26 protein-coding genes and 1 pseudogene are annotated in these 22,973 nt (G+C 68.8%); 6 read left to right on the forward strand and 21 right to left on the reverse strand.

Annotation, left to right across the window (positions count from 1 at the left end):
- Position 1: 1 nt before the first annotated feature.
- From AC1D2E_RS17885 to AC1D2E_RS17945, 13 genes are all read right to left on the reverse strand, one after another.
- Positions 2-373: a GPW/gp25 family protein gene (locus tag AC1D2E_RS17885; RefSeq protein WP_478198632.1), complete on the reverse strand. Its 372-nt coding sequence runs from the start codon at positions 371-373 to the stop codon at positions 2-4.
- 82 nt (positions 374-455) lie between these two features.
- The gene (locus tag AC1D2E_RS17890) at positions 456-2,123 is read right to left on the reverse strand and encodes a hypothetical protein (RefSeq protein WP_478198633.1); all 1,668 of its coding nucleotides are present in this window, start codon (positions 2,121-2,123) and stop codon (positions 456-458) included.
- 18 nt (positions 2,124-2,141) lie between these two features.
- Positions 2,142-2,831, reverse strand: a complete 690-nt coding sequence (locus AC1D2E_RS17895) for a phage baseplate assembly protein V (protein WP_478198634.1) — start codon at positions 2,829-2,831, stop codon at positions 2,142-2,144.
- A 77-nt stretch (positions 2,832-2,908) separates the two neighbouring features.
- A complete protein-coding gene (locus tag AC1D2E_RS17900) occupies positions 2,909-3,994 on the reverse strand; it encodes a phage late control D family protein (protein ID WP_478198635.1) in 1,086 nt (361 codons plus the stop codon).
- A 25-nt stretch (positions 3,995-4,019) separates the two neighbouring features.
- Entirely contained in the window at positions 4,020-4,187 is a 168-nt protein-coding gene (locus AC1D2E_RS17905; RefSeq protein WP_478198636.1) for a hypothetical protein, read from the reverse strand.
- Between the two features lie 2 nt (positions 4,188-4,189).
- Positions 4,190-5,173, reverse strand: coding sequence for a CIS tube protein (locus tag AC1D2E_RS17910; RefSeq protein WP_478198637.1), 984 nt, complete (start codon positions 5,171-5,173; stop codon positions 4,190-4,192).
- 14 nt (positions 5,174-5,187) lie between these two features.
- Positions 5,188-5,667 carry a phage tail protein gene (locus AC1D2E_RS17915; protein ID WP_478198638.1) on the reverse strand — a complete coding sequence of 160 codons (480 nt, stop codon included), beginning with the start codon at positions 5,665-5,667 and terminating at the stop codon, positions 5,188-5,190.
- Entirely contained in the window at positions 5,667-7,286 is a 1,620-nt protein-coding gene (locus AC1D2E_RS17920; RefSeq protein WP_478198639.1) for a phage tail protein, read from the reverse strand. Before AC1D2E_RS17920 ends, AC1D2E_RS17915 begins: the two co-directional genes overlap by 1 nt.
- A gap of 25 nt (positions 7,287-7,311) precedes the next feature.
- Complete coding sequence (locus AC1D2E_RS17925; protein WP_478198640.1) at positions 7,312-7,755, reverse strand: phage tail protein; 444 nt, start codon at positions 7,753-7,755, stop codon at positions 7,312-7,314.
- 176 nt (positions 7,756-7,931) lie between these two features.
- Positions 7,932-9,707 (reverse strand): phage tail sheath family protein, encoded by a 1,776-nt coding sequence (locus AC1D2E_RS17930; RefSeq protein ID WP_478198641.1) that lies wholly within the window; start codon positions 9,705-9,707, stop codon positions 7,932-7,934.
- A gap of 59 nt (positions 9,708-9,766) precedes the next feature.
- A complete protein-coding gene (locus AC1D2E_RS17935; RefSeq protein WP_478198642.1) occupies positions 9,767-10,576 on the reverse strand; it encodes a hypothetical protein in 810 nt (269 codons plus the stop codon).
- Positions 10,573-11,172, reverse strand: a complete 600-nt coding sequence (locus tag AC1D2E_RS17940) for a Pvc16 family protein (RefSeq protein ID WP_478198643.1) — start codon at positions 11,170-11,172, stop codon at positions 10,573-10,575. The genes AC1D2E_RS17935 and AC1D2E_RS17940 overlap by 4 nt, the downstream gene beginning before the upstream one ends.
- A gap of 37 nt (positions 11,173-11,209) precedes the next feature.
- On the reverse strand, positions 11,210-11,461 hold the full coding sequence (locus AC1D2E_RS17945) for a hypothetical protein (RefSeq protein ID WP_478198644.1): 252 nt from the start codon (positions 11,459-11,461) through the stop codon (positions 11,210-11,212).
- A gap of 219 nt (positions 11,462-11,680) precedes the next feature.
- Between AC1D2E_RS17945 and AC1D2E_RS17950 the strand changes: the two genes are divergently transcribed.
- Complete coding sequence (locus AC1D2E_RS17950) at positions 11,681-12,052, forward strand: hypothetical protein (RefSeq protein ID WP_478198645.1); 372 nt, start codon at positions 11,681-11,683, stop codon at positions 12,050-12,052.
- Positions 12,053-12,156: 104 nt separating this feature from the next.
- Here AC1D2E_RS17950 and AC1D2E_RS17955 read toward each other — a convergent pair whose 3' ends face one another.
- The 4 genes from AC1D2E_RS17955 to AC1D2E_RS17970 form a co-directional block, all read right to left on the reverse strand.
- Positions 12,157-13,881: a M30 family zinc metallopeptidase gene (locus AC1D2E_RS17955; protein ID WP_478198646.1), complete on the reverse strand. Its 1,725-nt coding sequence runs from the start codon at positions 13,879-13,881 to the stop codon at positions 12,157-12,159.
- Between the two features lie 188 nt (positions 13,882-14,069).
- Complete coding sequence (locus AC1D2E_RS17960; RefSeq protein ID WP_478198647.1) at positions 14,070-14,588, reverse strand: hypothetical protein; 519 nt, start codon at positions 14,586-14,588, stop codon at positions 14,070-14,072.
- Positions 14,585-15,127, reverse strand: a complete 543-nt coding sequence (locus AC1D2E_RS17965; protein ID WP_478198648.1) for a hypothetical protein — start codon at positions 15,125-15,127, stop codon at positions 14,585-14,587. The genes AC1D2E_RS17960 and AC1D2E_RS17965 overlap by 4 nt, the downstream gene beginning before the upstream one ends.
- 199 nt (positions 15,128-15,326) lie before the next feature.
- The gene (locus AC1D2E_RS17970) at positions 15,327-15,641 is read right to left on the reverse strand and encodes a hypothetical protein (RefSeq protein WP_478198649.1); all 315 of its coding nucleotides are present in this window, start codon (positions 15,639-15,641) and stop codon (positions 15,327-15,329) included.
- A gap of 429 nt (positions 15,642-16,070) precedes the next feature.
- Here AC1D2E_RS17970 and AC1D2E_RS17975 point away from each other — a divergent pair, with 429 nt between their 5' ends.
- The 4 genes from AC1D2E_RS17975 (at position 16,071) to AC1D2E_RS17990 (ending at position 18,380) form a co-directional block, all read left to right on the forward strand.
- Positions 16,071-16,508 carry an Hsp20/alpha crystallin family protein gene (locus tag AC1D2E_RS17975; protein WP_478198650.1) on the forward strand — a complete coding sequence of 146 codons (438 nt, stop codon included), beginning with the start codon at positions 16,071-16,073 and terminating at the stop codon, positions 16,506-16,508.
- 19 nt (positions 16,509-16,527) lie between these two features.
- The gene (locus tag AC1D2E_RS17980) at positions 16,528-16,932 is read left to right on the forward strand and encodes an Hsp20/alpha crystallin family protein (protein ID WP_478198651.1); all 405 of its coding nucleotides are present in this window, start codon (positions 16,528-16,530) and stop codon (positions 16,930-16,932) included.
- Between the two features lie 85 nt (positions 16,933-17,017).
- Positions 17,018-17,476: a MarR family winged helix-turn-helix transcriptional regulator gene (locus AC1D2E_RS17985; protein WP_478198652.1), complete on the forward strand. Its 459-nt coding sequence runs from the start codon at positions 17,018-17,020 to the stop codon at positions 17,474-17,476.
- 58 nt (positions 17,477-17,534) lie between these two features.
- Positions 17,535-18,380 carry an FUSC family protein gene (locus AC1D2E_RS17990; RefSeq protein ID WP_478198653.1) on the forward strand — a complete coding sequence of 282 codons (846 nt, stop codon included), beginning with the start codon at positions 17,535-17,537 and terminating at the stop codon, positions 18,378-18,380.
- Between the two features lie 8 nt (positions 18,381-18,388).
- On the opposite strand, the gene AC1D2E_RS17995 is transcribed toward AC1D2E_RS17990, so the two are convergent.
- Positions 18,389-19,462, reverse strand: a complete 1,074-nt coding sequence (locus tag AC1D2E_RS17995) for an NAD(P)-dependent alcohol dehydrogenase (RefSeq protein ID WP_478198654.1) — start codon at positions 19,460-19,462, stop codon at positions 18,389-18,391.
- Positions 19,463-19,572: 110 nt separating this feature from the next.
- Positions 19,573-21,090 (reverse strand): SLC13 family permease, encoded by a 1,518-nt coding sequence (locus AC1D2E_RS18000; protein ID WP_478198655.1) that lies wholly within the window; start codon positions 21,088-21,090, stop codon positions 19,573-19,575.
- A 147-nt stretch (positions 21,091-21,237) separates the two neighbouring features.
- Between AC1D2E_RS18000 and AC1D2E_RS18005 the strand changes: the two are divergent.
- Positions 21,238-21,652 (forward strand): annotated as a pseudogene (locus AC1D2E_RS18005) (hypothetical protein); the annotation flags it as partial.
- 67 nt (positions 21,653-21,719) lie between these two features.
- Here the strand turns inward: AC1D2E_RS18005 and AC1D2E_RS18010 are convergent.
- A complete protein-coding gene (locus tag AC1D2E_RS18010) occupies positions 21,720-22,091 on the reverse strand; it encodes a response regulator transcription factor (RefSeq protein WP_478174573.1) in 372 nt (123 codons plus the stop codon).
- Positions 22,092-22,132: 41 nt separating this feature from the next.
- Entirely contained in the window at positions 22,133-22,780 is a 648-nt protein-coding gene (locus AC1D2E_RS18015; protein WP_478198656.1) for a response regulator transcription factor, read from the reverse strand.
- Positions 22,781-22,973: the final 193 nt, after the last annotated feature.

Here is a 22,973-nt window from a genome sequence, read left to right on the forward strand (position 1 = left end):
TTCAGCCTTCCAATTGCACCGTGACGTTCATGGCGCCCGGGGTTCCCGTGCGCGCGAGCCGGAACACGATCTCGACCCGCAGTGCGCTGGGCTCGTTGTCGACCTCCCAGACCTCGACCGCGTCGAGCAGGATGCGGCGCTCCCAGCGCGTCAGCGCGTCCCGCACCAGGTCGCGGATCTGGCGCCGCGTGGCGACCGTGTTGGGCGCATGCAGCAGCCGGTCGAGGYCGCCGCCGAAGTCGGGCCGCATCAGCTGCTCGCCGGGCCGGGTCGAAAGAATCAGCCGGATGCCGTCGCGCACCGACTGCGCAAGATCGGGCCACGCGAGCGCGCCGTTCGCGTCGGGCAATGGCAGCAATGGAAAGCCAGTCATACAGACCCCCACGCTCGGCACTGCGTGTCCTCGCTGCCCCCCGAGGGGGCGCGAGCTTGCTTGGGGCGGCCCGGCGCGGCGCTCATGACGGATACGGCGGCTTCGCCGGCGCCTTGTTGCCCATCTTCGGAAACGGCACGCAGATCTTGATGAAGAAGAGCCAGCCGAAGATCAGGTTGAACAGCGTGAGGAAGATGTTCAGCACGATGAAGGCACAGATCGTGATGATCGGAATGTTGAAGCCGCAGATCCAGGTGATGCCGAGCGAGCCCATGTTGGCCTTGCCTTCGAGCAGGTCGCGGGCCTTGCCCGACAACAGGTTCTGCATCGACGGCGGGACCACGAAGGCGACGTTGGGCTTGAGCTGCTTGAGCATGCCGCGGTCGCTGGCGTCCGGCAGCGGAATCATCACCGGCGGCCGCGCATCGGCGCTCTCGTACCAGGGCGCGATCACGAAGGGCTCGCTCTGCTGGCTCCAGACGATGCGCGTCGGGCAGTCGCCCTCGGGCTTGATGCGGACGAAGGCCCGCACCTGGTAGCGCGCGCCGGGCTCGTCGTAGCGGCCGCTCTGCGGCAGCAGYGTCGCGGCGCGTGCCTGCATCGCGGCATGCATCGCGTTGGCCAGCGCCTGCGTAGTCTCGGGGCTCAGCGCCGGCCAGCGCTCGGGCATCTCGATCGGCGCGGCAATGCGCTCCTTCTTGAGCAGCACCTTGCAGGCATCGGCGAGGAAAAGATCGGCGCGCACGCGGAGCCGCTCGATCTGCCCTTCCTTCAGGGTCAGCGGCAGCGAGATGGTCGACAGCGCGGTCCGCAGCGCATTCGCCTCGGCGCCGCCATCGAAGGCATTGAACTCGCTCGCGAGCTGGCGCAGCAGCAGCAGGAAGACGCGCATCTGCCCGGCCGGCTGGCTTGGCTGCTCGCTGTCCTCGATCGGTGCCTTCAAGGCCGCGAACTGCGCGTCCGTGACGTCGGTCGGCTTGACCTCGCCCGGCGACTCGCTGGCATCGAACCAGCCCGGCACCACCTGGGCACCGGCAAACGGGAACGGCGTTTCGAGACCGCGCAGCGGCGCCACGAGGTGGGTGCGGAAGGCGCTCGAGTCCGGCCCGAAGCCGACCGACCCCGGCGCGGCCGCAGCCGGCGCGGCCTCGCTGATCTCGCTGCTGACGGTCGGCACCATGCCGTAGAACACGGTCTTGCCGGCATCGGCGCAGACATCGGGCGGTGCGATGAAGAGCGGCACCACGTCTTCCTCGAACAGGTTGTCGGGCTGCTGCAGCGCGAAGCCCGCGAGCTGGCGGTCGATGTCGGCCACGCCGGTGAGCCGGCGCTGCAGCCGGTGCCGCGCCGCCGGGTCGCTGCCGCTGCCACCGACGCGCGAGATCGGCACCCAGCCGCGCACCCTTCCGTTCGAGCGCATCCACCCTTGCGGCTCGCCGTTGGCATCGAGCCGGCGCAGCACCAGGCCGGCCGAATCGACCCGCTGGGGATCGATGCGCGGCGCGCCCGGCGTGTCGCACCAGGCCTCGATCAGCGCCAGGTGAAACTGGCGCTGGATCGGCTGGAACAGCTTCAGCGTGCCGTGGGCATCCACCGCCCTGGCGCGACGGCCGGCCAGCGCCTGGCGGCCCTGCGCGCTGCGCAATTCATCGAGGGTCGACTGGATGAAGTCCTCGTCGCTGCGCTGAAGCAGCGCGGGCCTGGAACTCGCCAGCATGTCGCGCGGGGCGCCGATGAGGATGTCGTGCATGGCGTCGCCCTCTCCCTGCTACCAGACGTTGCCCGCGCCGGGCGTGTAGCTGGTCGAGATCACGGCATTGGTCTGCAGCACGTCGCACTTGACCAGGCCCGAGAACTTCGACATCGCGGCATCGACCGTCACCATGCCGGCCGTGACTTCGACGGTCGAGGCCTGCACCTTGACCTTGGCCGCGGCCTGCACCGTGATGCCGGCCGATTCGAGCGTGATCGAGTTGCCGTTGCTGTCCTCGATCTTCACGCTACCCGGGCCATCCTTGAGCGTGAGCTTCTGGCCGCCGGGCGTCTCGAGCTTCAGCGTCTCCTGGCCATCCTGGTCGTCGAGCGTGACGACGATGCCGTTCTTGGACTTGATGCGCTTGAAGCGGTTGCGGCCGCCCGACTCGATCGCGGCGGGCGGTTGCGCCGCGCCGTTCCACAAGCCGCCGATCACCAATGGATGGCGCGCATCACCCTGCACGAACACCACCAGCACCTCGTCGTCGACCTCGGGCAGGAAGAACACGCCGCGATCGCTGCCCGCGAACGAGGAGACCACGCGCGCCCACATCGTCGAGTCCTGCTCCGCGACGTCGGCGAAGGACAGCAGCTTGACCTGCACGCGGCTGCGGCGGTCGGGGTCGTCGAGCGAGACCACGCGCGCGAGGAAGCCGGATTGCATCCAGCCGGCGGTGTTGTGGAAGACGGCGTCGCGCTTCATGTCAATGCCCGCCCGGCCGCCCAAAGGGCATTGAGCCCCCTCGGGGGGCCGTGAACGAAGTGAGCTCGGGGGTCATKTCATTGGCCCAAGTAGGCGCACTCGGCGCGGAACTCGGTGCGGTAGCCCTGCCGCATGTCGAACAGGTGCCGTGCCTCGGTCACGTAGTAGCTGTTGTCGAACTGCGCCGAGATGCCGCTCAGGCGCACCTGGGCGCCGACCCGCATGCGCGCATTGCCCTCGGCCGTGCCCTCGGCGCGCAGGAAGCGGCGCGCCCGCTGGTCCATCGCGGCCTCGGCCAGCGCCTGCGCCTCGCCGTCGGTCGACACCGCGTAGCTGCCGACATGCTCGCTGCGTGTGCCGAAGACTTCCTCGGCCCAGGCCACGCCGCTCTTGCCGCTGCCCGGCCCGCCATGCGTGATGCCCRTGGTCGAACCGCTCACGGCGCTGCCGTCCTGCGCGTTCCAGCCCGCGGTGGTCACGGCCGTGACCTGGTCCGCCAGGTCGGCCGTGATGCGCACCCGCGCCAGCTGGCTGTTGAGCGTGAGCTCGATCGTGCCGCGCTGCACCTCCTGCCGCGGCGCCACCGCGAGCGCAGTGCCGGTGACTTGCAAGTCGGCCTCGAAGCGTGCGGCGAGGCGGCGCAGGAAGGCCAGGTCGGTCTCGTTGAGCTGCATCCAGGTGCCGCTTGGCGATGCCAGGCCGGTCACCGTCGGCGACAGGCCGAGGTTGCCGGCCACGGCCTGGATCACGTCGGCCGGCGTCATGCCGGCGTAGACCTTGGTGCGGCGGGCCCGGCGCGCGGCGCTCAGTGCGTCCTCGGCCAGCACCACGAGCTCAGGCGGCTGGCCGTAGTTGCAGACCATCTCGAGCGCACTCACCTTGCCGCGGAAGATCTCGTTCGGCGCCGCCTCGTCGCCGGTGCCGACCCGCAGCTCGGCGCCCAGCTTCAGCGGCGACTGCGCATCGAAGGCCAGCTCGGCGCCGCCGCTGCCGGTGGCGACCCAATTGGACAGCCGCAGTTCGAGCGTGCTCATGCCGCCTTCGCTCTCCTCCATCCGCATCGCGCTCAGCAGCGTCGTCACACGCTCGACCGCCTGGCCGCCGATGCGCACCACCGGGCGGGCGCTGAAGATCGCCGATTGGCTGAGGCTGGTTTCGGACATGCGATCGTTCCTTGGTGCGCTGCGTTCAGTCGGCCGAGAGCCGCGCCTGCCGCTCGGAGAAGATCCTCAGCTCGCGCTCGAACTGCTCGCGCGGATCGGGCGGCGGCGAAGCGGCCGCGGCGGCGCCTTCGGTGCTGCCGCGGGCCGGCTCGCGTTCGATCTCGGCCGAGACTTCGTCGAATGAAATGGGCATCGTCAATCTCCGAATCCGATTCGTGCATGCAGGTCGGCACCGGCGCCGACGTCGGCCGACAGGCTGGCGCCGCCGCTGGCCTTCGCGCGGCCGCCGGGGCCGAAGGAGACCGGGCCGCTGACGCCCGCCGCCGGCAGCAGCGCGGCGCGGGCCGAGGCAGTGTCGACCGAAGCGCTGGCGCCCGCGGTGCCGACGCGCAGCCCCGCGAACGCGGCGCCGGCCGTTGCGCCGATGCCGAGCCCGGCGCCGCCGCCGAGCGACAGCCCGCCGCCGATGGAGGCACCTGCGCCGACCGACAGCCCCGCCCCCGCCGAGAACGCCACCGGCGCGCCGATGCTCACCGCGCCGCCGACCGACAGCGAGACATCGGCACCGAAGCGCAGGCTGGCCGCGCCGTTGGCCGAGGCGATCGCGCGCGCCGCGCGCGGATCGCCGAGCGCATTGGCGACCGAGGCCGGCGCGGCGCCCGGCGGCACATCGACCGGATCGGGCGTCAGGTTGCCGTCGACGCTGGCGTCGGGGTTCTTGCTGCTCTGGAACTCGACCTCCTGCGCGGCCAGCGTCAGCGCGATGCTGGCGCGCAGCGGCACGCCGCTGGCGGCGAAGAAGTCGATCGTTTCCTTGTACTGCTCGATCACGCCCTTGAAGGTGTAGGTGCCCCAGCCGAACGCGACCTTGGGCGCGAACTTCTTCTTGCCGTCCTTGGCCGGCTCCATCAGGCGCGAGATGGTCTCGGTCTGGATCCGCACGTCGCTGCCGTCGTCGCTGCTGTCGTAGACCAGCGTCATCGCGAGCTTGGCGGTGCTCTTCTTGACGAACTGGCGGGCGCCGTTGTTGCCGTTTCGATCGTCGAACTCGTTGCTGATCGTGTATTCGAGCGAGACCGGGTTGAACTGCACCGCGATCGCGCCGGTRCCCGCGCCCGGTCCCTCGAGCACGTCGAAGGTGGCGGATTCGACCGTGGGGGCGTCGGGCAGGCTGGCCATGGCTTCTTGCTTTCCTAGTCGACGATCAGGCGCAGGCCCTCGTGCGCGAGGTGCAGTTCCTCGACGCCGATGTCGGTGCCCTTGGCATTCAGGTCCGAGGCCTTGAACTTGACCGGCATGCACCTGTCCAGGCTCCAGGTGACCACCGTCTCGCCGGCCGCGTCCTGCATCTGGATCTCGGCCGAGAGCCGGTACGCATAGGCGCCGCCGGTCACCAGCTGGAACCACGTGAAGGCATCGCGCGTGGTCGTCATGCCACGCTTGAGCACCACGGTGGCGAAGCTCACCGGCCCGGGCCGCTGCGCCGCGCCGTAGTTGAGGCCGCCGGCCTTGATCACCTTCGGCTCCATGGTCGCCTCGAGGCCGGTGCATTCGGCGAAGGCGCCGCTGCAGACGTCCACCGTGTCGCCGCCCTGCGCGTTCGAGAAGCTCACGTGGAAGCGGAACGCATGCAGCGGCTGCAGCAGGTTCTCGGGCAGGTCCTGGTCGGGCATCAGGCGGCCTCCCGCAGCGCCGCGGCGCTGCTCGCGTTGTTGAGGTCGAGCACCACCGTGATGCGCTCGATCGAGGCCGCGGGCCGCAGCGTGATCTCGACGATCAGACGGCCGGCATCGAGGTCGGCCTGGGTCATGGTCGTGCGGTCGCAACGCACCGCGAAGGCATCGCCGATGGTGGCTCCCGCGAAGGCCCCTTCGGTCCAGAAGCCGGCCAGCAGGTTGTCGATGCTGCGCCGCAGCCGGGCCCAGGTGGCCGGGCCGTTGAGGTCGAAGGCCAGGCTGTCGCCGGCTGCACGCGCGGCGCGCAGGAGGGTGCCCATGAGGCGCGAGCTGCCACCGAAGCGCCAGGCCTCCTGCGACGACAGCGTGACGTCCGACTGCAGCGCCCAGCCCTCGGGCTGCTGCGCGAACAGGCAGACGTGGCGCGCCAGCTGCGCATCGGGACTGTCGTCGCCGAGGCCCCACGAAGGCTGCGGCTCGGCCTCAACCACGTCGCGCAGCCGCGGCACCGAGAAATCGCCGGCCACCGAACGGAAGCAGCCGCGCAGGCTCGCACCGGCGGCCACCAGCCCGGCCAGCACGCCATCGGGCGACTCCAGCCCTTCGGGCAGGTCGACGGCCGCCCGCGTGCGCAGCCAGGGCCAGGCCAGCTGCACGAAGGCGCTCGACGCGCCCGGGTCCTGGTCGGACGGAATCGCCGCGACGGACAGCACGCCGATGCGCCGCAGGTAGGCGCCCATCTCGGCCTGCGCATGCACCTGGCCGTCGCCGCTGACGCGCCGGGTCTCGGCCTGCGGCAGCGGCAGCGCGGCGAGCAGCATCAGCTCGCGCTGGTGCCGGGCCAGGAAGGCGCGCACCGCGATCAGCGCCAGCTGCCAGGCCAGGTAGCCGTCGCTGTCGAGCCGCGGCGCCGGCAGCCGGCGCAGCGTGCTGTCGTCGGGCGGCGCATCGTTGTCACTGCACTCGACGAAGCCGGTCGGCACCGCGGGCGGCGGCAGCTCGGTGCGCGGCGGCGGATCGCTGGTGCAGCAGGCGTCGGCCAGGTCGGGCAGCAGCAGCAGGCTCAGTTCGCGCAGGCCGTAGACATGATGGATGCCCTGCCAGGTCGACGGCTCGGAAGGCACGAACAAGCGGGCCGGGTTCGTGCGGTCGGCGAAATCGGGAACCATGCGGCGCAGCCGCTCGCGCCGCGTCGCGGCCGGGTCGGTCAGCGTCTCGATGAAGGGCCAGGGGTCGCCGACCCGGACCACGATCGCTCGCCGCCCGCCGCGGGCGAAGAAACTGCGCACCGCGGCGCCCAGGTAGGTGGCGCAGACCGCGATGCCGGTGTCGGTGTCGACCGGGTCCGCGCGCAGCGGCCGGGCCTCCCAGGCGAACAGCGCATCGAAGCGCGCCCAGCTGTCGATCACCACCGGCAGGTTCAGCAGCGACTCGACCTGCTCCGGCGGCCGGGCCCAGAGGCCGTCGATCCAGCCGCCCTCGCGCAACTGGTCGCGCACCGCGTCCGGCAGCGGCGTGCCGGCCCGGCGCGCCACATGGCCGACGAAGCAGGCGACGTCGGCGCGGCGCAGGTCGGGCACGACCGGCGGGGCGGCGGTTTCGAACAGCAGGCTCATGGCGTGGCAATGAAGCAGAGGGGGCTCAGGCTTCCATCTCGAGCGCTTCGGAGGACAGCACGAGTTCTTCCATCGCGACGTCGCCGCCGCCCTTGGCMGCCAGGGTCGGGCCGGTGTACTTCATCGGCAGCACGCCGCGCAGCACCCACGACTGCACCGGCTTCTGCGACTCGTCGAGCAGCAGGATGGTGATGCTCTTCTTGGCATCCGGACCCTTGGTGCGCGAGTCCTTGATCCACTGGAACAGCGAGAGCGAGTTGACGATGCCGCGCTTCAGCGTGACGTCCGAGACCTTGTGCACGCCGCCGACCTTGCGCACGTGGTTCTCCTTGTCGTTGCCGTTGCGGTACTCGGCGATCGTGAGCTCGGTGCCGATGCCCGAGACATCCGAGAAGCCGCCGAAAGTCTCGCCGCCGTCGAAGTTGACGACGAAGTTGAAGGCGCCGTAGGGCGTGGTGCGATTGGCCATGGTGGTTCCTTTCGGTGCGATTCAGTTCAGACGCCGTTGCCTCGTTCTCCCCGTGCCGATGAAAGCCCGGAGCCCCATTCCAGGAACACCGCGGAACCGGCTTCGCCGGGCCGCTGGTGTTGCCCCCGGCGAGGGGGTGGGCGGCCACACGAAGTGGGCCAACCTGGGGGTGTGTTTCATTGCCGGGCGTCGGCGGTCTTCTGGCCGATGCGGAAGATGACGAACTCGGCCGGCTTGATGATCGCCACGCCGATCAGGCAGATCAGCCGCCCGTTGTCGAGGTCGTTCTGCGTCATGGTCGTGCGGTCGCAGCGCACGAAGTAGGCTTCCTCGGTGGTGGTGCCGAGCAGCGCCCCGCCCCGCCACTCGTTGTAGAGATAGTCCGAGATGGTCTGCCGCACGTTGGCCCACAGCCGCTCGCCGTTGGGCTCGAACACCGCCCACTGCGTGCCGCGATCGATCGAGGCTTCGAGGTAGTTGAAGTAGCGCCGGTCGGAGACGTACTTCCATTCCGGGTCGCTCGAGGCCAGCCGGGCGCCCCAGACGCGATAGCCGCGGCCCGACAGGTAGCGCAGGCAGTTGACGCCGATCGGGTTCAGCAGTTCCTGTTGCGCGAAGTTGATGTCGCTCTCGAAGCGCAGCGCGCCGGTCACGACCTCGTTGGCCGGCGCCTTGTAGACGCCGCGCTGGGTGTCGTTGCGCGCATAGATGCCGGCCACGAAGCCCGAGGGCGGCAAGGCGATCTCGCGCGGGATGTCGTCGCGGCCCGGCCGGGCCAGCGGGTTCGAGACGATCACCCACGGGTAGTAGAGCGCGGCGTAGCGCGAGTCGATGCGGCCGCGCGCGATGCGCATGCCGCCGGGCGTCTGGCTCGGCTCGCAGTCGAGCACCGCGATGCGGTAGGCGCGGCGCCGCTCGGCGTGGCCGATCAGCGCGCCCTGGATCGCCTGCGCATCGGCGTACGCACTGCCGCCCGGCGCCGCCACGATCGACACGTCCTCCAGCCCCGACAGGGTCGCCAGGCCGTCGGCATAGCTGCCGGGCGTGCCTTCGGCCCCGGTGATCGGCGCGTTGCCGTCGGTGCCGCCGGCCATCACCAGCAGGCGGCGGCCGTCGGTGTCGCCGACCACCGCGGGCAGCGCCCGCACCGCGGCCGCCAGTTCGAAGGCGCTGACGCCGTTGCCGATCTGCGCCGCCACCAGGTTGGCCAGCGCGTCGGCCCGGTTCGCCGGGTTCTGCGCCAGCACCGTGCCGAGCCAGCGCGGATGCGCGGGCGCGTAGCCGAGCTCGTCCCACGACTGCGCGTAGCCATCGGCGTCGATCACGTCGACCGCCAGCGTCACCAGGTTGGCGACCGAACCGGCGCCGCCGGGCGTGTCCCCGGCGGCGAGGCCGGTGAGCGACAGCGCCGTGTTGCCGCTGTCGAGCCAGGTGGCGCCGCTCCCGGTGTAGAGCGTCTCGGTGTCGCCGACCCGGATGCTCAGCAGGCTGCCCGCGGGCGCGGTGCCCAGCGTTCGCACCGTGGCGGAACGCGCCGCTTCGCGGAACAGCACACGGCCGTTGTAGGCCGCGCCCGCGAAGCGCGCGCGAATCGAGGCGTTCTCGGCGTCCGAGCCGCCGGCCAGCAGCGAGCCACTGGCCACCGCTGCCGTGTTGAGCGTGCGCACCACGTAGAGCCGCGAGCCGCCGTTGTCGAAGTAGGCCCGCGCCGCGTGGGCGACGAAGTTGAGTCGCCGCGCGGCATCGCTCACGTCGCCGAGCGCCAGGTTCTCGAGGCTGCCGTAGATGCGCTCGAAATCGGGCAGGCTCGTGACCAGCTCCGGCACGCCGCCGAGCGGTCCGCGCCGCGTCGGCCCGATGAAGGCGGTGGTGCTGGTGCCGACCCCTTCGATCGACTTGGCGCGGAAGCTGGTTTCTTCGACGTAGACGCCGGGTGCCAGGTATTCGGGCATGGCCTATCTCCTTTGCATGAAGGTTGCGGGTGCTGGACGACGAGTGACTCGCTGGGCCTTCATGGCAATGCGAGCGCGAGGGAAACGGACTGCGAACGCCCGGAGGCGATCCGCAGGTCGAGCGTGGCGTTCGGCAGCGTGGCGCGATGGGCCTCGAGCTGGTCCGGATCGACCAGCGGCAGCACGGCCGGCGCACGGCCGGCGCGCACGGCATCGGCGTGGGTGCGCAGGCCCGTGGCCGGGTCGTAGACGAGTTCGAGCGTCACGGCGGTCTCGTCGACGACCACTGCCTCGGCCTCGTCGGACCACGTCGTGGCGGGCACGCCGGGCACCGGCACCAGCGCCTCGCCGCGCCAGTCGCTCAGGCCGCGCGCGACCACGCCGGCGCTGCTGCGCACGACGAGCAGCGCGCCGCCGAGCGCGTCGCCGCTGGCGCTTTCTCGARCGCTGACGCGCAGCACCGCCCAGTTGACGCCCACCGGCGCACTGCTCGCGGGATACATCTCGACCTCGATCGGGCGGAACAACGACGTCGATGGATCCGCATGATCCGGCGCCGGGTCGCGCGGCAGCGCCAGCGCGGCGATGCGCGGCAGGTAGCTGCCGGAAAGGTCTCGCAGCGATGCGCGCAGCGCGACCGAGCCGATCGCGGGTGCGGCGGGCGGCGTGTCGAAGGCGGCCTCGTGCGCGGCCAGCAGATCGGCTTGCGTGATCACGTAGAACCCGCTGCGATTGCGCCGCACGCGCGCGCCATCGACGCTGACCTGCAGCGGCGCATCGACCGCCGCGCGCGTGCTCGCGTCGACGCAGCGCAGCGCGCCGAGCACGCGCGTGTCGATGTGTTCGAGTTCGCGGATGACAAGGGTCATGGCCCGGCTCCCGCCGGCCGCGCCGTGCCATGGCCGAAGCGCGTCGCCACCACCGGCCCCGCTTCGAGGACAAGGTCGGGATCGATGCGCACCAGCCGCGCCACATACGACACCGAGAGCCGGTACGGCGGCGCGAGCGCATCCCAGATGCGCATCATGTCTTCCACCGGCAACTCCGAAGGAATGATCTGGATCACCTCCTGCGCGCTCCACGCGCCCTCGGGCGACAGCGACGACGCATCGAGGATCGGGTGCAGATACAACTGGCGCAGCGCCCACGTGAAAGGCAGCAGTTCGTCCTGCGCCGTACCGGCCCATGCGGTGAGCAGGAAGTGCAGGTCCAGCCCCAGCGGCGCCTGCTGCTGCGGCGACATCAGACCGGGGCGCTGCTGGCGGTTGTGCTCGTTCACCGTCACGCGGTAGAGGTAGAGCGTGATGCGTGTCGTGTCCTCGATGGTGCCGGCCAGTTCACCCGACGACACCAGCGCGAAATCGCAGGCCGGCATCGCCTGGGCACCCACGCTCGCCGGGTAGGTGTTGCGCAGGAAGGTCGCAATCGAAGCGCCTACCGAGTGGATCGCCTGGATGTTGGCCATCTTCGTCAGCGCTCGTTCCGACGCATCCCGCGCGGCCTCACGGACCCGCCGGCGCGGCCCGGTAGATCACGCTGCCTTCGGGCAGGCTGGAGCGCATCATCACGCGCTGGCGCACCAGCCGCTCGAGCGCCGATCGCACATCGGGCAATGGCAGCTCGACGCCCATGCGCGGCAACCACCATTGCGCAATGCCCTCTTCCGTGTCGGCAGCCTGCGGCCAGCACGCGAGGTAGGCCTCGATGGCCTCGGCAGCGCGCCGCGTTCTGCTTTCCGCCGACCCGTCGAGCAATGCAGTCTCCAGGCAAAGTCATGCACTGTCATTGCGAATCGCGTGCCAATCGACGCCTGTGCGCAAGTGCTTGATTTGATTGGGAGTGACCGCGCTGCAGGGACGCCTGCCGGGTCATTGCCGACCCGGCAGCCGCGACCCACCGGGGCGGGACGGACCCGGCCCGCGGCCGGCGTAGTAGTCTGTGGCCCGGCGCATTCGGAAAGTGAAAGGCCTCCCATGACTCCATCGCTTTCGATCGGCAAGCGCGGCCTGGGCCTGCTGCTCGCCGCCTTCGCCCTCGGCCTGCAGGCCCAGCCCACGGGTTGGCGCGGCGACTTCGTCTACTTCGCGGATGCCGCGCTGTTCACCGACTGCGAGACCGGCAAGCGCTGGCCGGTGGCGATGACCGCCGACGCCGTCGCCTTGCAGCGCAGCTACCTCGAATGGCGCAAGGAACCCGCAGCGCCGCTGCTGGTCAACTTCGATGGCCGACTCGAAGTGCGCGAGGCGATGGAAGGACCGGCACGCGAGCAGATGGTGGTCGAGAAGTTCCGCTCGGTGGAGCCGGGCAACACCTGTGCGATGGTGGCGGCGGCGAAGGGCAAATGAGGGGCTTGACCCAGGTCTGCACCTTGAGCGAATCGGCCGGCGCCTCGTCGGTGGTCGCGATCCAATCTGCTGGGCTCCTGACGGGCCCCGCCTTCTTCCGGCATTCAGTTCACAACCACCGAGAGGGTGGTCCCCGCGGGCACGCGGACGGTCTCGGTATAAGTGCCCTTCAGGCCGGGACGCGCCACCGGGAAGCTGCCCAGCTTGTGCAGCATGTCGGGCACCGCCTGCGGCAGCGCGCGGTTGCTGCGGCCCAGGCTCGAGGGGTCGATCGCGGGCAGGCTGAAGCCGCCTTCACTGCGGGCCGGCATGCTGTACTCGGCAATGCCCGCACCCAGCGGGATCACGCCGGCGGCGGTGGCCGAGAAGCGGCGCAGTTCCTGCCCCAGGTTGGAATCCGGCCGTTTCGACTTGATGGCGTTGTCCAGGATCGCGGTCGARTCCTCGATCCCCGTGCTGTTCAGCAGCGACTTGTAGAAGTCGAGGCCGAACTGCCGGTTCAGGAAGCCGCCGAACGAGCCGGTCAACGCATAGCTCTCGCAGCTCGCCCCCATCGGCGTCCACTCGGAGAGCGTGCAGTTGTAGCTGCCCGAGCCGTTGTAGGCCAGATAGTTCGGAAAGCGCGTGTCGCGAATGGCGTTGTGGCTGGGGTCGATGTTGAAGCTGGCCCAGTCCTCCATCATCAGCGCCGACATTTCCTCCAGCCAGGTGTCGTAGGTGTACTGAGAGCCCATCTTCACGCCGCGGCGATAGAAGTTCTGCATGTGCAGGCCCTCGTGGGCCATCGCGGTCGCGATCTGCTTCACGCCGGCCTCCCCGTCCAGGTAGAGCGACTCGGAGTCGAGATAGAGGCTCAGCGATTCGTTGCTGTAGCTCAGATCGCCGCTGCCCTTCCTGAAGTTGTTCAGGCCCCAGAAGTAGCCGATGAGGCCATAGGGCTTGCCATTGGGTTCGAAATTGACGAAGAAGATGTCCACGGGCTGGCCGCTGCCCGCCACCATCTGGCTGAAGTCGTGGTCGCCCCACAGCGGTCCGCCGGTGCGCACCAGCATGTCGTAGATCCCGCCGGGCGCGGCGAACTTGTCTTTCATGCGGTTGGCGAGTTCGGCGCTGATCCGCGACGGGCCCAGTTCACCGGCCTCGACCCACAGGTTGACCATGGTGCCGTCGCTGGCGGCTCGCTGGGCGACCAGCTTCACCGTCCGCTGCGAATGGTCGTAGAGGTAGATCTGGCGCTGGTCATCGACGGCATAGGCCGCCGATGGCGCCATTGACTTGGAGAGCGCGGGCTGCGTCTTCGATTGCGGATCGATCAGCAGTCCGAAGCCCGAACGATTGAATTCGCCGATCGCGCGCTTCTGTGCCTCGACGCTGTCGATGCCGCTCCCGGCGTCCGTCAACATCGCCTTGCTGGACACGATGCTGCGATCGACACTGGAGCGCAGCACGATGCCGGCCATTGCCTGGTCGGTGGTGCTCTCGTTGGTCAGCACGAGCGTCACGGTCTGGCCGTCGAGGCCGGCGACGGACAACGGAACATCCGCCGAGACCTGGGACTTGTTGATGCCCTGCCAGACGACGGTGCCCGAGCCCGAATAGGTGCTGACCTCGAACGCACTGCAGGAACTGCACGAGGTCGTGATCGCCGCGTCCGGCGGCTTCACTTCCGCGGGCGGCGCAGCTGCTGCCGCGGGCACTGCCACGGCACCGCCGCCGCCGCCGCCACCGCCACCGCCACCACCGCCACCACCGCCACCACCACCGCCGCCACAGGCCGACAAGGACATGGCGGCGGCCAGCATGGCCGTCGCGCCCCATGGCAATTCCACTCGTGATCTGCGGCGCATCTTTCGCTTCCTCGTTGCAGGGTTCGGCGAGGTGGCAAGCGCCTCCCCGCGCAGCCCGAGGAATGCACGACGGATCGGCGTTCAGTGAATCGGGTTGCAAGTGGATATCGGCAGCTGCGGAGGAATCTGCAGTGAGGCGAAACTCTTACTTCTCCGGGGTCCGCGCGAGCTCATTGCAGCTTGCCCCAACGCGCCACCGCCGGCTCCGCCAACGCCCATTTCCAGCCGTGCGCACCCTGGCACACCGTGGTCACGTAGTAGGTCTGCGCTTCACCGGCATGCTTGGCGTCGATGTCGCCGACCGAGAACACGGCCTCCTTGCAAGCCGCCAGCGGCGTGCTGAACGCGCGCACCACTTGGACCTCGCCTTGCCCGTCTCCATAGGGCACGGCGTGGCGGACGTCCCAGGGCCGGCGTTGACCGACCTCCATGTCGCCCACCAGAGCCGCAATGCGGGCCTGCTCTACCTGGCTCCATCGGCGGAGCACGGTCTGGATGGTCGCATCGACGCCAGCCTGGACGCCGATGCCGACGGCCACGCCCACAGCCGGATTGGCGGACGCGGCGCCCGAGGCGATGCCTGCGACCGCTCCCGTGATGCCACCGACCGCGCTGCAGCCCGAGAGGACCAACGCGCACCCGAGCGCAGTTCCCAGGCGCACAGCCGCGCGCTCGCTGATACGCGTCATTGCAGCGAGCCCCAGCGCTCGGTCGCCGGTTCGGCCTGGGCCCATGCCCAGCGACTGCCGTTGCGGCAAATCGCGGCCACGTAGAACTCGCTCGCGGGCAGCAGGTCGGCGCCGCTCTGTTCGACCGACACGATGATCTCCTTGCAGTCGAGCTCGCCGGTGCTGATCACCCGGCTGACCGTGACGCGGCCGGCTTCCTCGCGCTCGAGCGGCAGTGAGAGCGCAGTCTTCCACGGCCTGACCTGCCCGACCTTGAGCGGCCCGGCCACCTGGGCAATTTGCTTCTGCGCCTCGTCGTGAACCTTGCGTTCGTAGTACTGGACGCCCGCGCGCGCGGCCGACTGCAGCCCGATGCCGATGCCGGTGGCGACCCCGGCGTTGTCGGTGACCGCATTCGCCAGCGCCGCACCCACCATGCCCGCGCCGGCCGAAGCGCTCTCGGCGACGAGCGAGCCGCAGCCGCTCAATGCCAGCGCCGCGGCAAGCGCAAGACAGCCAGCCCACCTGCGTTCCGTCGATTCCCGATTCGTCTTCTTCATGCCCCGGGGAGTCTAGGAAGAGGCGGCGCGGGCGTCTGCCGGAAGGGTCCGCATCCGGGATGCGAATCAGAGCTTTCTCGAGGACGCCATCGATGCATCGCGTGCGTCGAACGGGGCGTTGTCGTGCCACCAGTTCACGCTCAGGCACGGCTGAGTGCGCGCCGTTGACCCCGCTCGGGTCGTCCTCCCGGTACCTGATCTAGATCCGCATGAACTGCGAAATCCGCTCGCCGACGACGCGGGCCCGGCTGCGGGTCGCCGCGGCCCGGCGACGTTCCACCACCGATTCGAGCGCCTGGGCGACCGTGTCGGCACGGCCCTCGTCCTCACCGGCGCGGCTGCGCCAGTTCTTCGCGACCTCGCTCAGTTCCTCGACGCTCAACGGCTCCGGCGGGTCATTGACCGTCCGGTCAGGGCGCGGCGCCTGGGCCGCCCGGGCCGCCCGGGTCGCACGAAGAATGCCAAGCAGTCCCTTGGTGGACCACTGCAGTTGGGGGGAGCGGGTGGATTGCATGTAAGGCATTATGACTAATAACACTTTTGGTTACAAGCCCTTCGAATGGACTAGGTGTAATCCCGAAGTCTTTGCGGCGCGCATCCTTCGACCCGGGTATAATTCGCCCTCCCCGAAATGCCCTGGCCTCTTTCGGTTGCCTGCGCAGGCAAGCCGCATCTCACGCCGGCGCGTCGAAGCCACCACGACGAGAAAAACGACAGGTGACTTCCGCAAGTGAACATTTGCCGTAACGTGGGTCGCGTAAGTGCCCACGGCCACATTCACGAAGAAGCCCGCCTCGCGCGGGCTTCTTCACGTTCCGATGGCGCGATCGCGCCATCCATCGGCAGGATGCCTCTTGAACTTTCGGCCGCCACGCCTATTTGGGACTTGGAAGCACTGGAGACGCCTCCGGCGCTCCGTTCAACCCAAAAGGAGGTTTTCGCCATGGTTCGATCCTTGTTCCCGCGCGACATGTTCGCCGAGATGGATCGCCTGCAACGCGAGATGCAGCAGGCCTTCGATCTCTCCCCCACCATCCGAGGCTTCGGCCACGGCAGCTTTCCGGCGCTGAACGTCGGCGGCACGCCGCAGACGGTCGAGATCTACGCCTTTGCGCCGGGTCTCGACCCCGCAACGCTCGACGTCCAGATCGATCGCGGCCTGCTCACCATTTCCGGCGAGCGCAAGAGCAGCCTGCCCGAGCCCGGCGCCAAGGAAACGCTGCACGTCAACGAGCGCTTCGAAGGCGCCTTCCGCCGCCTGCTGACCCTGCCCGACGATGCCGATCCCGACGCGGTCGAGGCCAAGGTGCGCGACGGCGTGCTGCACATCACGGTCAAGCGGCGCGCCTCCGCGGTGCCGCGTCGCATCACCATCCAATGAAGCGAACGGGAGAAAAGAGATGAACGACATTCAGAAACGCGAGCCCCAACCCGGGACCGGCCTGGAACGAAAGAGCGAACGGCGCTACGACGAACCCGCGCTGACCCCGCCGGTGGACGTCATCGAGGACAGTGCCGGCATCACGCTGTACGCGGACCTGCCGGGCGTGCCACGCGACAAGCTGCATCTGCATGTGGAATCCGACTCGCTGACGATCGAGGGCGAAGTCGATCTGGAACTGCCCGAAGGACTGCAGTCCAGCCACACGGAGGTCGGCCTCGGGCGCTTCCGCCGGGTGTTCACCCTGAGCAAGGAGCTGGACACCGAGAAGATCTCGGCAGAGCTTGCACAGGGCGTGCTGAAGCTGCGCATACCCAAGGCGGAGCACGCGCAGCCGCGGCGCATCGAAGTCCAGGTGGCCTGAGCGTGCAAGAACACGAAGCGGCAAGGACGCTTCGTGTTCTTCTCCAAATCGTTTGAATTCAAACGATTGTGATAAAACCATTCTGGTGACGAACGAAACATCGGAACTTCAGCAGCGCATCGGCATCCGCCTGGTCGGCCTGGCCCGCCGCTGGCGCCAGGCGCTCGACGCCCGGCTGTCTTCCGCCGGGCTGAGCGACGCCACCTGGGCACCCCTGATGCACCTGCACGAACTGGGCAGCGGCATCTCGCAGAGCGAACTCGCCGCCGCGGTCGGGCTCGACGGCTCCAGCCTGGTCCGGCTGCTGGACATCCTGGTCGAACAGGCGTTGATTGAACGCCGCCCCCACCCGGAAGACCGCCGCGTGAAGCGGGTGCACCTGACCCCGGCCGGCCGCCGCACCGTGGCGTCGATCCGCAAGCGGCTGCAGGCCATCGAGTCCGAACTGCTGGCCGACGTCGACGACGAGGCTGCAGCCGCGATGCTGCAGGCCTTCGAGCGCATCGAGGCCCGGATCGCCGCCATGGCCGAGAGAACCCAATGAGCCCGCGCTGGGCGCCCTGGCCGCCCTCTTCGGCCGCTTCGCGCCGGCGCGGCGGCGCATGCCGATCGTCCTGCTGGCGGGCCTGCTGCAGACGTCGCCGGTCGGCGTGCTGTCCGTGGTCTCGAAGACAGGCGCGGCGCCGGCGACGATGCTGCTGTGCCTGGCGCTGCTCGCCGGTCTGCTGAGCGTCCTGGTGAACCGCTGGCGGCTCGGCGGCCCCGGCGCGGTCATCTTCGTCTTCGCGGCCTGCGCCGCGGTCGGCCCCGTGGACTCGTGGCGAACCGTGGTCGAGCGCACCACCTTCACGGCGGCCGGCGCCGTCGTCGCCTGGGGGATCTGCCGTTCGACCGACCGGCTGCGTTCCGGCGCCCCGTTGCCTGGCGCCGGCGACAGCCCTCGACCCGCATTGCACCTGTGGATCGCAGGCGCGCGCATCGCGCTCTGCGCGGCGAGTGCGGCACTGCTGGCGCTGGCCGCCGGCTGGGCCCATCCGGCATGGGCGGCAATCGGCGCGACGGCCGTGATGCAAGGCGGCCACCWGCACGTCACCATGCACCGCGCAGTGCAGCGCACCGTCGGCACCGTCGTCGGCGCCGCGCTGGCGTGGGTGTTCCTGGTGAACCATCCCTCTTTCTGGTGGGTGCTGCTGGCCGTGGTCCTGCTTCAGTTCGCGACCGAACTGGTGATCGGCTTCAACTATGTGTTCGGCCTGATCTGCGTCACGCCGATGGCGCTGCTCATGACCTCGCTCGCGGCGCCGCACGCCACCGACGGGATGCCGATGGCGCGCGTCCTGGACACGATCCTCGGCGCGCTGGTCGGCATCGCCTTCGCGGTGGCCTTCTCGACGCTCGACGACCGCGCCCACCTGGCGGCGCATCACGAGAAGACGCGCGCCGGCTGAGCACCCGCTCAGGGCGTGATCGCCACCTTGAGCACCCCATCGCGCTGGTTGGCGAACAGTTCGTAGGCGGCCTCGATGTCGTCCAGCTTGAAGCGGTGTGTCACCAGCGGCTTGAGGTCGACCCGGCCCGAGCCGACCACGTCCATCAAGCGGCGCATGCGCTCCTTGCCGCCGGGACACAGCGTGCTGACGATCTTCAGGTCGCCGAGGCCGGCGGAGAAGGCACCGAGCGGAATCCGCAGGTCGCTCGAATAGACGCCCAGGCTCGACAGCGTGCCGCCCGGCCGCAGCACCCTCAACGAGGACTCGAAGGTGCCCTGCGTGCCGAGCGCCTCGATCGCGACATCGGCGCCTCGCCCGTCGGTCAGCGCCATGATCTGCTCGACCGGGTCGCCCTGCCTGAAGTCGACGACGTGGTCGGCGCCGAGCGCGCGGGCGACGTCGAGCCGCTCGCGCACCGTGTCGACGCCGATGATCGTGGTCGCGCCCATCAGCTTGGCGCCGGCGACCGCGCACAGGCCGATCGGCCCCAGCGCGAAGACCACGACCGTGTCGCCGATCCTGACCTTGCCGCTTTCGGCACCCGAGAAGCCCGTGGACATGATGTCTGGACACATCAGCACCTGCTCGTCCGTGAGGCCGTCGGGGATCGGGCTGAGGTTGGCCATCGCATCCTTGACCAGCACGTACTCGGCCTGGCAGCCGTCGATGGTGTTGCCGAACTTCCAGCCGCCCATGGCCTTGAAGCCGTGCTTCGTCCCCGGCCCATCCTGCGAGCCGCAGCCGCAGAGGCAGGCGTAGCTGTGGCCACTGGGCGTGATGGCGCCGGCGATCACGCGCTGGCCTTCCTGGAACCCGGTGACCGCCGAACCCAGCTTGTCGATCACGCCCACTGGTTCGTGGCCGATGGTCAGGCCGCGCTCGACCGGGTATTCGCCCTTCAGGATATGGACATCGGTGCCGCAGATCGTCGTGGTGGTGACGCGCACCAGCGCATCCAGCGGCCCGACGTCGGGGATCGGTTTCTCATCGAGAACGATGCGACCCTTTTCAACAAAGATCGCGGCTTTCATCTTCTTCATGGCAAGGCCCTTTCGTCAATCGATTCCATTGGATCGCCATGTGCGCGGCGCGCCCTTGATCTCGCGCAACAGTGACCGGGAAAGCACTCGGCCGGCGGCCGCGCGCCGATTCACCCACCCGATGCCATGTACCCCATCCACGGCCAGTAGGTGAGCGCGAACACGAGCAGCAGCACGGTGGCCACCGCCGTGATCGCCAGCCCGGTGCGCACGAAGTCGCGCGCCTCGAAGGTGTCGGTGCCGTAGGCGATCATGTTCTGCGGTGCGTTCACCGGCAGGATGAAGCCGAAGCTCACCACGAACTGCAGCAGCATCGTCATTCCGACCACATTGAGGCCCGGCGTCTGCACGGCCGTGAGCACGCTGATGACGATCGGGATCATGGTCGACGCCAGTGCCGTGGCGCTGGCGAAGCCGAGGTGGATCACGATCAGGAACAGCGACAGCAGCATCAGGATCACGAAGGCGCCGGCCTGCTGCAGGCCCAGGTGATGCACGATCAGGTTCGCCAGCCAGTCGGCGGCGTGGGTCTTGAGCAGTGCCGTGCCGACGCTGATGCCCACGGCGAACAGCAGCACCGTGCCCCACGGGAATGCGCGCTGCGATTCCTTCCAGTCCATCACGCCCACGCGCGGCAGCAGCATCAGCGCGATCGCGGCGATGGTGGTCGACGAGGTGTCGAAGTCGTGCAGCACCTTCTCGGTCGACCAGAAGCCCAGCAGCGCAAGCACCAGCATGAGCAGCTTCCATTCGCGCCCGGTCATCGGACCGATCCCGTCGAGCTGCAGGCGGATGGTGGTCCTGCCGCCCTGGATCTCGGCCATCTCGGGCTTCAGCATCCGGGTCATGATGAAGTAGAGCGCGGCGCTGAGCAGCGCCGAGAAGGGCGCGCCGGCGACGAACCATTCGGTCCAGGTGATGTTGACCCCGAACTGCTTCTCGATGAAGCCGGTCGCCACCATGTTCTGCGCCGCCGCGGTCTTGATGCCGATGTTCCAGACGCTGGCGGTCTGCGCCGCGGTGATCACCAGCAGCGCCGCGAAGCGGCTGCGCTTGTCGACCTTGAATGCGAGGATGAAGCCCATCATGATCGGCATCAGGCAGGCCACGCGCGCCGTGGTGCTGGGCACGATGAAGGACAGCAGAAAGCCAACCGCCATGGCCCCGATCACGATGTGCCTGGTGCGCGCATCGACCTTCGACAGCACCATCAGCGCGATCCGCCGGTCGAGCCCGGTCGCGGTCATGGCCGCGGCGATGAAGCAGGCCGCCGCCACCAGCGCGACGGCGCTGCTGGCGAAACCCGACAGCGCCAGGCCCAGCGCGGCGGCGGTCCCCATGTCGGCGCCGTCCGGCCTGGCCGCATCGGGCGCATAGGCCAGCAGGAAGATCATCAGCGCGCCGATCACCACCGCGCTCACCGCATAATCGAGCGCCTCGGTCATCCAGACGATCACGGCGAAAGCGAGGATGCCGAGCATCACCTGCCCGGCCTGTGGCAACCCCTGGGCCGAAGGCATCCAGACGATTGCGATCAACGCCGCGAACGCGGCAACGAGTCCAGCGCGCTTGACGAAGGAGACGGGCGCCGGTCCGGCAGGCGAGGTGGGCGTAGCGATGGCGTTCATGGGGGCTCCCGGGCCTGGGTCTGAGACCCCTTCATCATCGACGCCGAGCCGGCGACGGCGGCTGATGTGGATCAAGCTGACGGCCCAGCCCCAGAAAGAGGAAAGCTACGATCCTCCCTGAAGAAATCGCGAACGGCCATGAGCTGCCCCACGTTCTATGCGAGCAACAGCCGTGAGGAGCGTGCCATCCCGGTGAAGTGGAACAACGGCGCGCAGACCGGCGGCATGGGGTGGGACGATCGTCAATCTCGCGCTCGGTCGCGTCGCAAGCGACCTGGCGATAGCCAGAGTCCTTCTCGGCCGGAACTCCGGGCCCGAACTCGATTTTCTCGACAGGGGCCATCTCAACGCCTACGGCCTCGACGGCTCGTTGATGCTGGACTACGAGCGCTATCGGTCCGAAAGCGAAATCGACGTCGAGCTGCGCTACACCAACATCCGGCTACAGAGTTATGGCAGCAGTTCGCCGGCGGTAAAGGGCCATGCCGACGCCATCACGGCCAGCCTGTGGAGCCGCTATCGGGCTCCGACCGGCTTCACGCTCGGGATTCTCGGTCGGCCTGGCAGTCAGCTTCTAGCGCACCGCCCACAGATACGCGCGCAATGTCGATGGCAGATGTCCATGCTGCTCAGCCAGCCGCTCGGCGGATGGCCTCGAGAACATCGGCCCCGGTATCGTTCTTGCGAAAGTAGGCCGCACAGCCGACGGCTTGCGCCGCAGCGCGCATTTCCCGGTCGTCGTGCGCGGTGATGAAAATGAACGGCGCGTGTCCGCCTTCCGCAACCAGGCGCTGGGCCAGTTCGATTCCCGACATCCCCCCGAGCTGGACATCGAGAACGAGGCAGTCGAACCGGGGCTGCTTCGTGTCTGCGAGGAACGCTTCTGCCGAGCCATAGGTGATCGGCTGCATGCCCGACGCACGCAGCAGCCTGCCAAGAGATCGGCAAAGGCTCTCGTCGTCATCGACGACAGCGACATAGATGGGGATGATGGTGCTCATCGGAGGTCTACGTGCACTTTGGGCGCCTCCGAACCCTTTGTCTACTGCCCCTTAGGGAAGGTCGGCGCGGCCGCCGTCAATACACCTGCCTCCTGCGACAGTCGTGTAAGCGCCGCGACGGACCCCACCCCCAGTTTCATCATGATCGCCGTGCGGTGCAGTTTCACGGTGCGTTCGTTGATTCCCAGATCGCCGGCAATCTGCTTGTTGAGCCGGCCCCGCAGAACGTGGGAGAGTACCTCGAACTCTCGCACCGACAGTGCGCTGAAGCGTTCCTCCAGCTCGCGTTGGCGTGCCCTCGCCTGGCGCTCATGCCCGTCTCGCGCCAGGGCCCGCCGTACCGCGTCGAGCAGTTCTTCCTTGGGGGCTCGCTTTTCCAGAAAGTCCTCCGCGCCGCCGCGCATCGCGCGCACCGTCGAAGCAATGTCGCCGTGGCCGGTAAGAAAGAGCAGCGGCAGCGGGTTGCGCGTCAGCGCGAGCGCCGATTGCAGATCGAGCCCATTCAATCCGGGCATCTGCAAATCCGCCACCACGCAACCCCGCGCGTTGCTGTCGCACTGCGCAAGAAATTCACTCGCAGACGGGAAGGTCTTCACGGTGAAACCACTCACGAGCAGCAATCGGGACGTGGCGGTGAGAAACGACACGTCGTCGTCGACAATGTGGACGGTAGGTTCGCTCGCTTTCATGCTGCGGCGAGTTCCAGCCCAACCGACAGCCTGAAACGGAGACCGGCGCAGGCGCCATCGCGTCGGCCACGATCGTGGATCCGGGCTCGGCAATCGAATGATTTTTTCAACTTCACGGTCCTCCATTCAGCAAAATCGGGCCTGATCTACGCAAGTTGATCGCGGCCAAGCACAGCGTTCCCCAGTTTCGGAA

It is taken from the genome of Variovorax sp. P1_H2 (assembly GCF_056405295.1).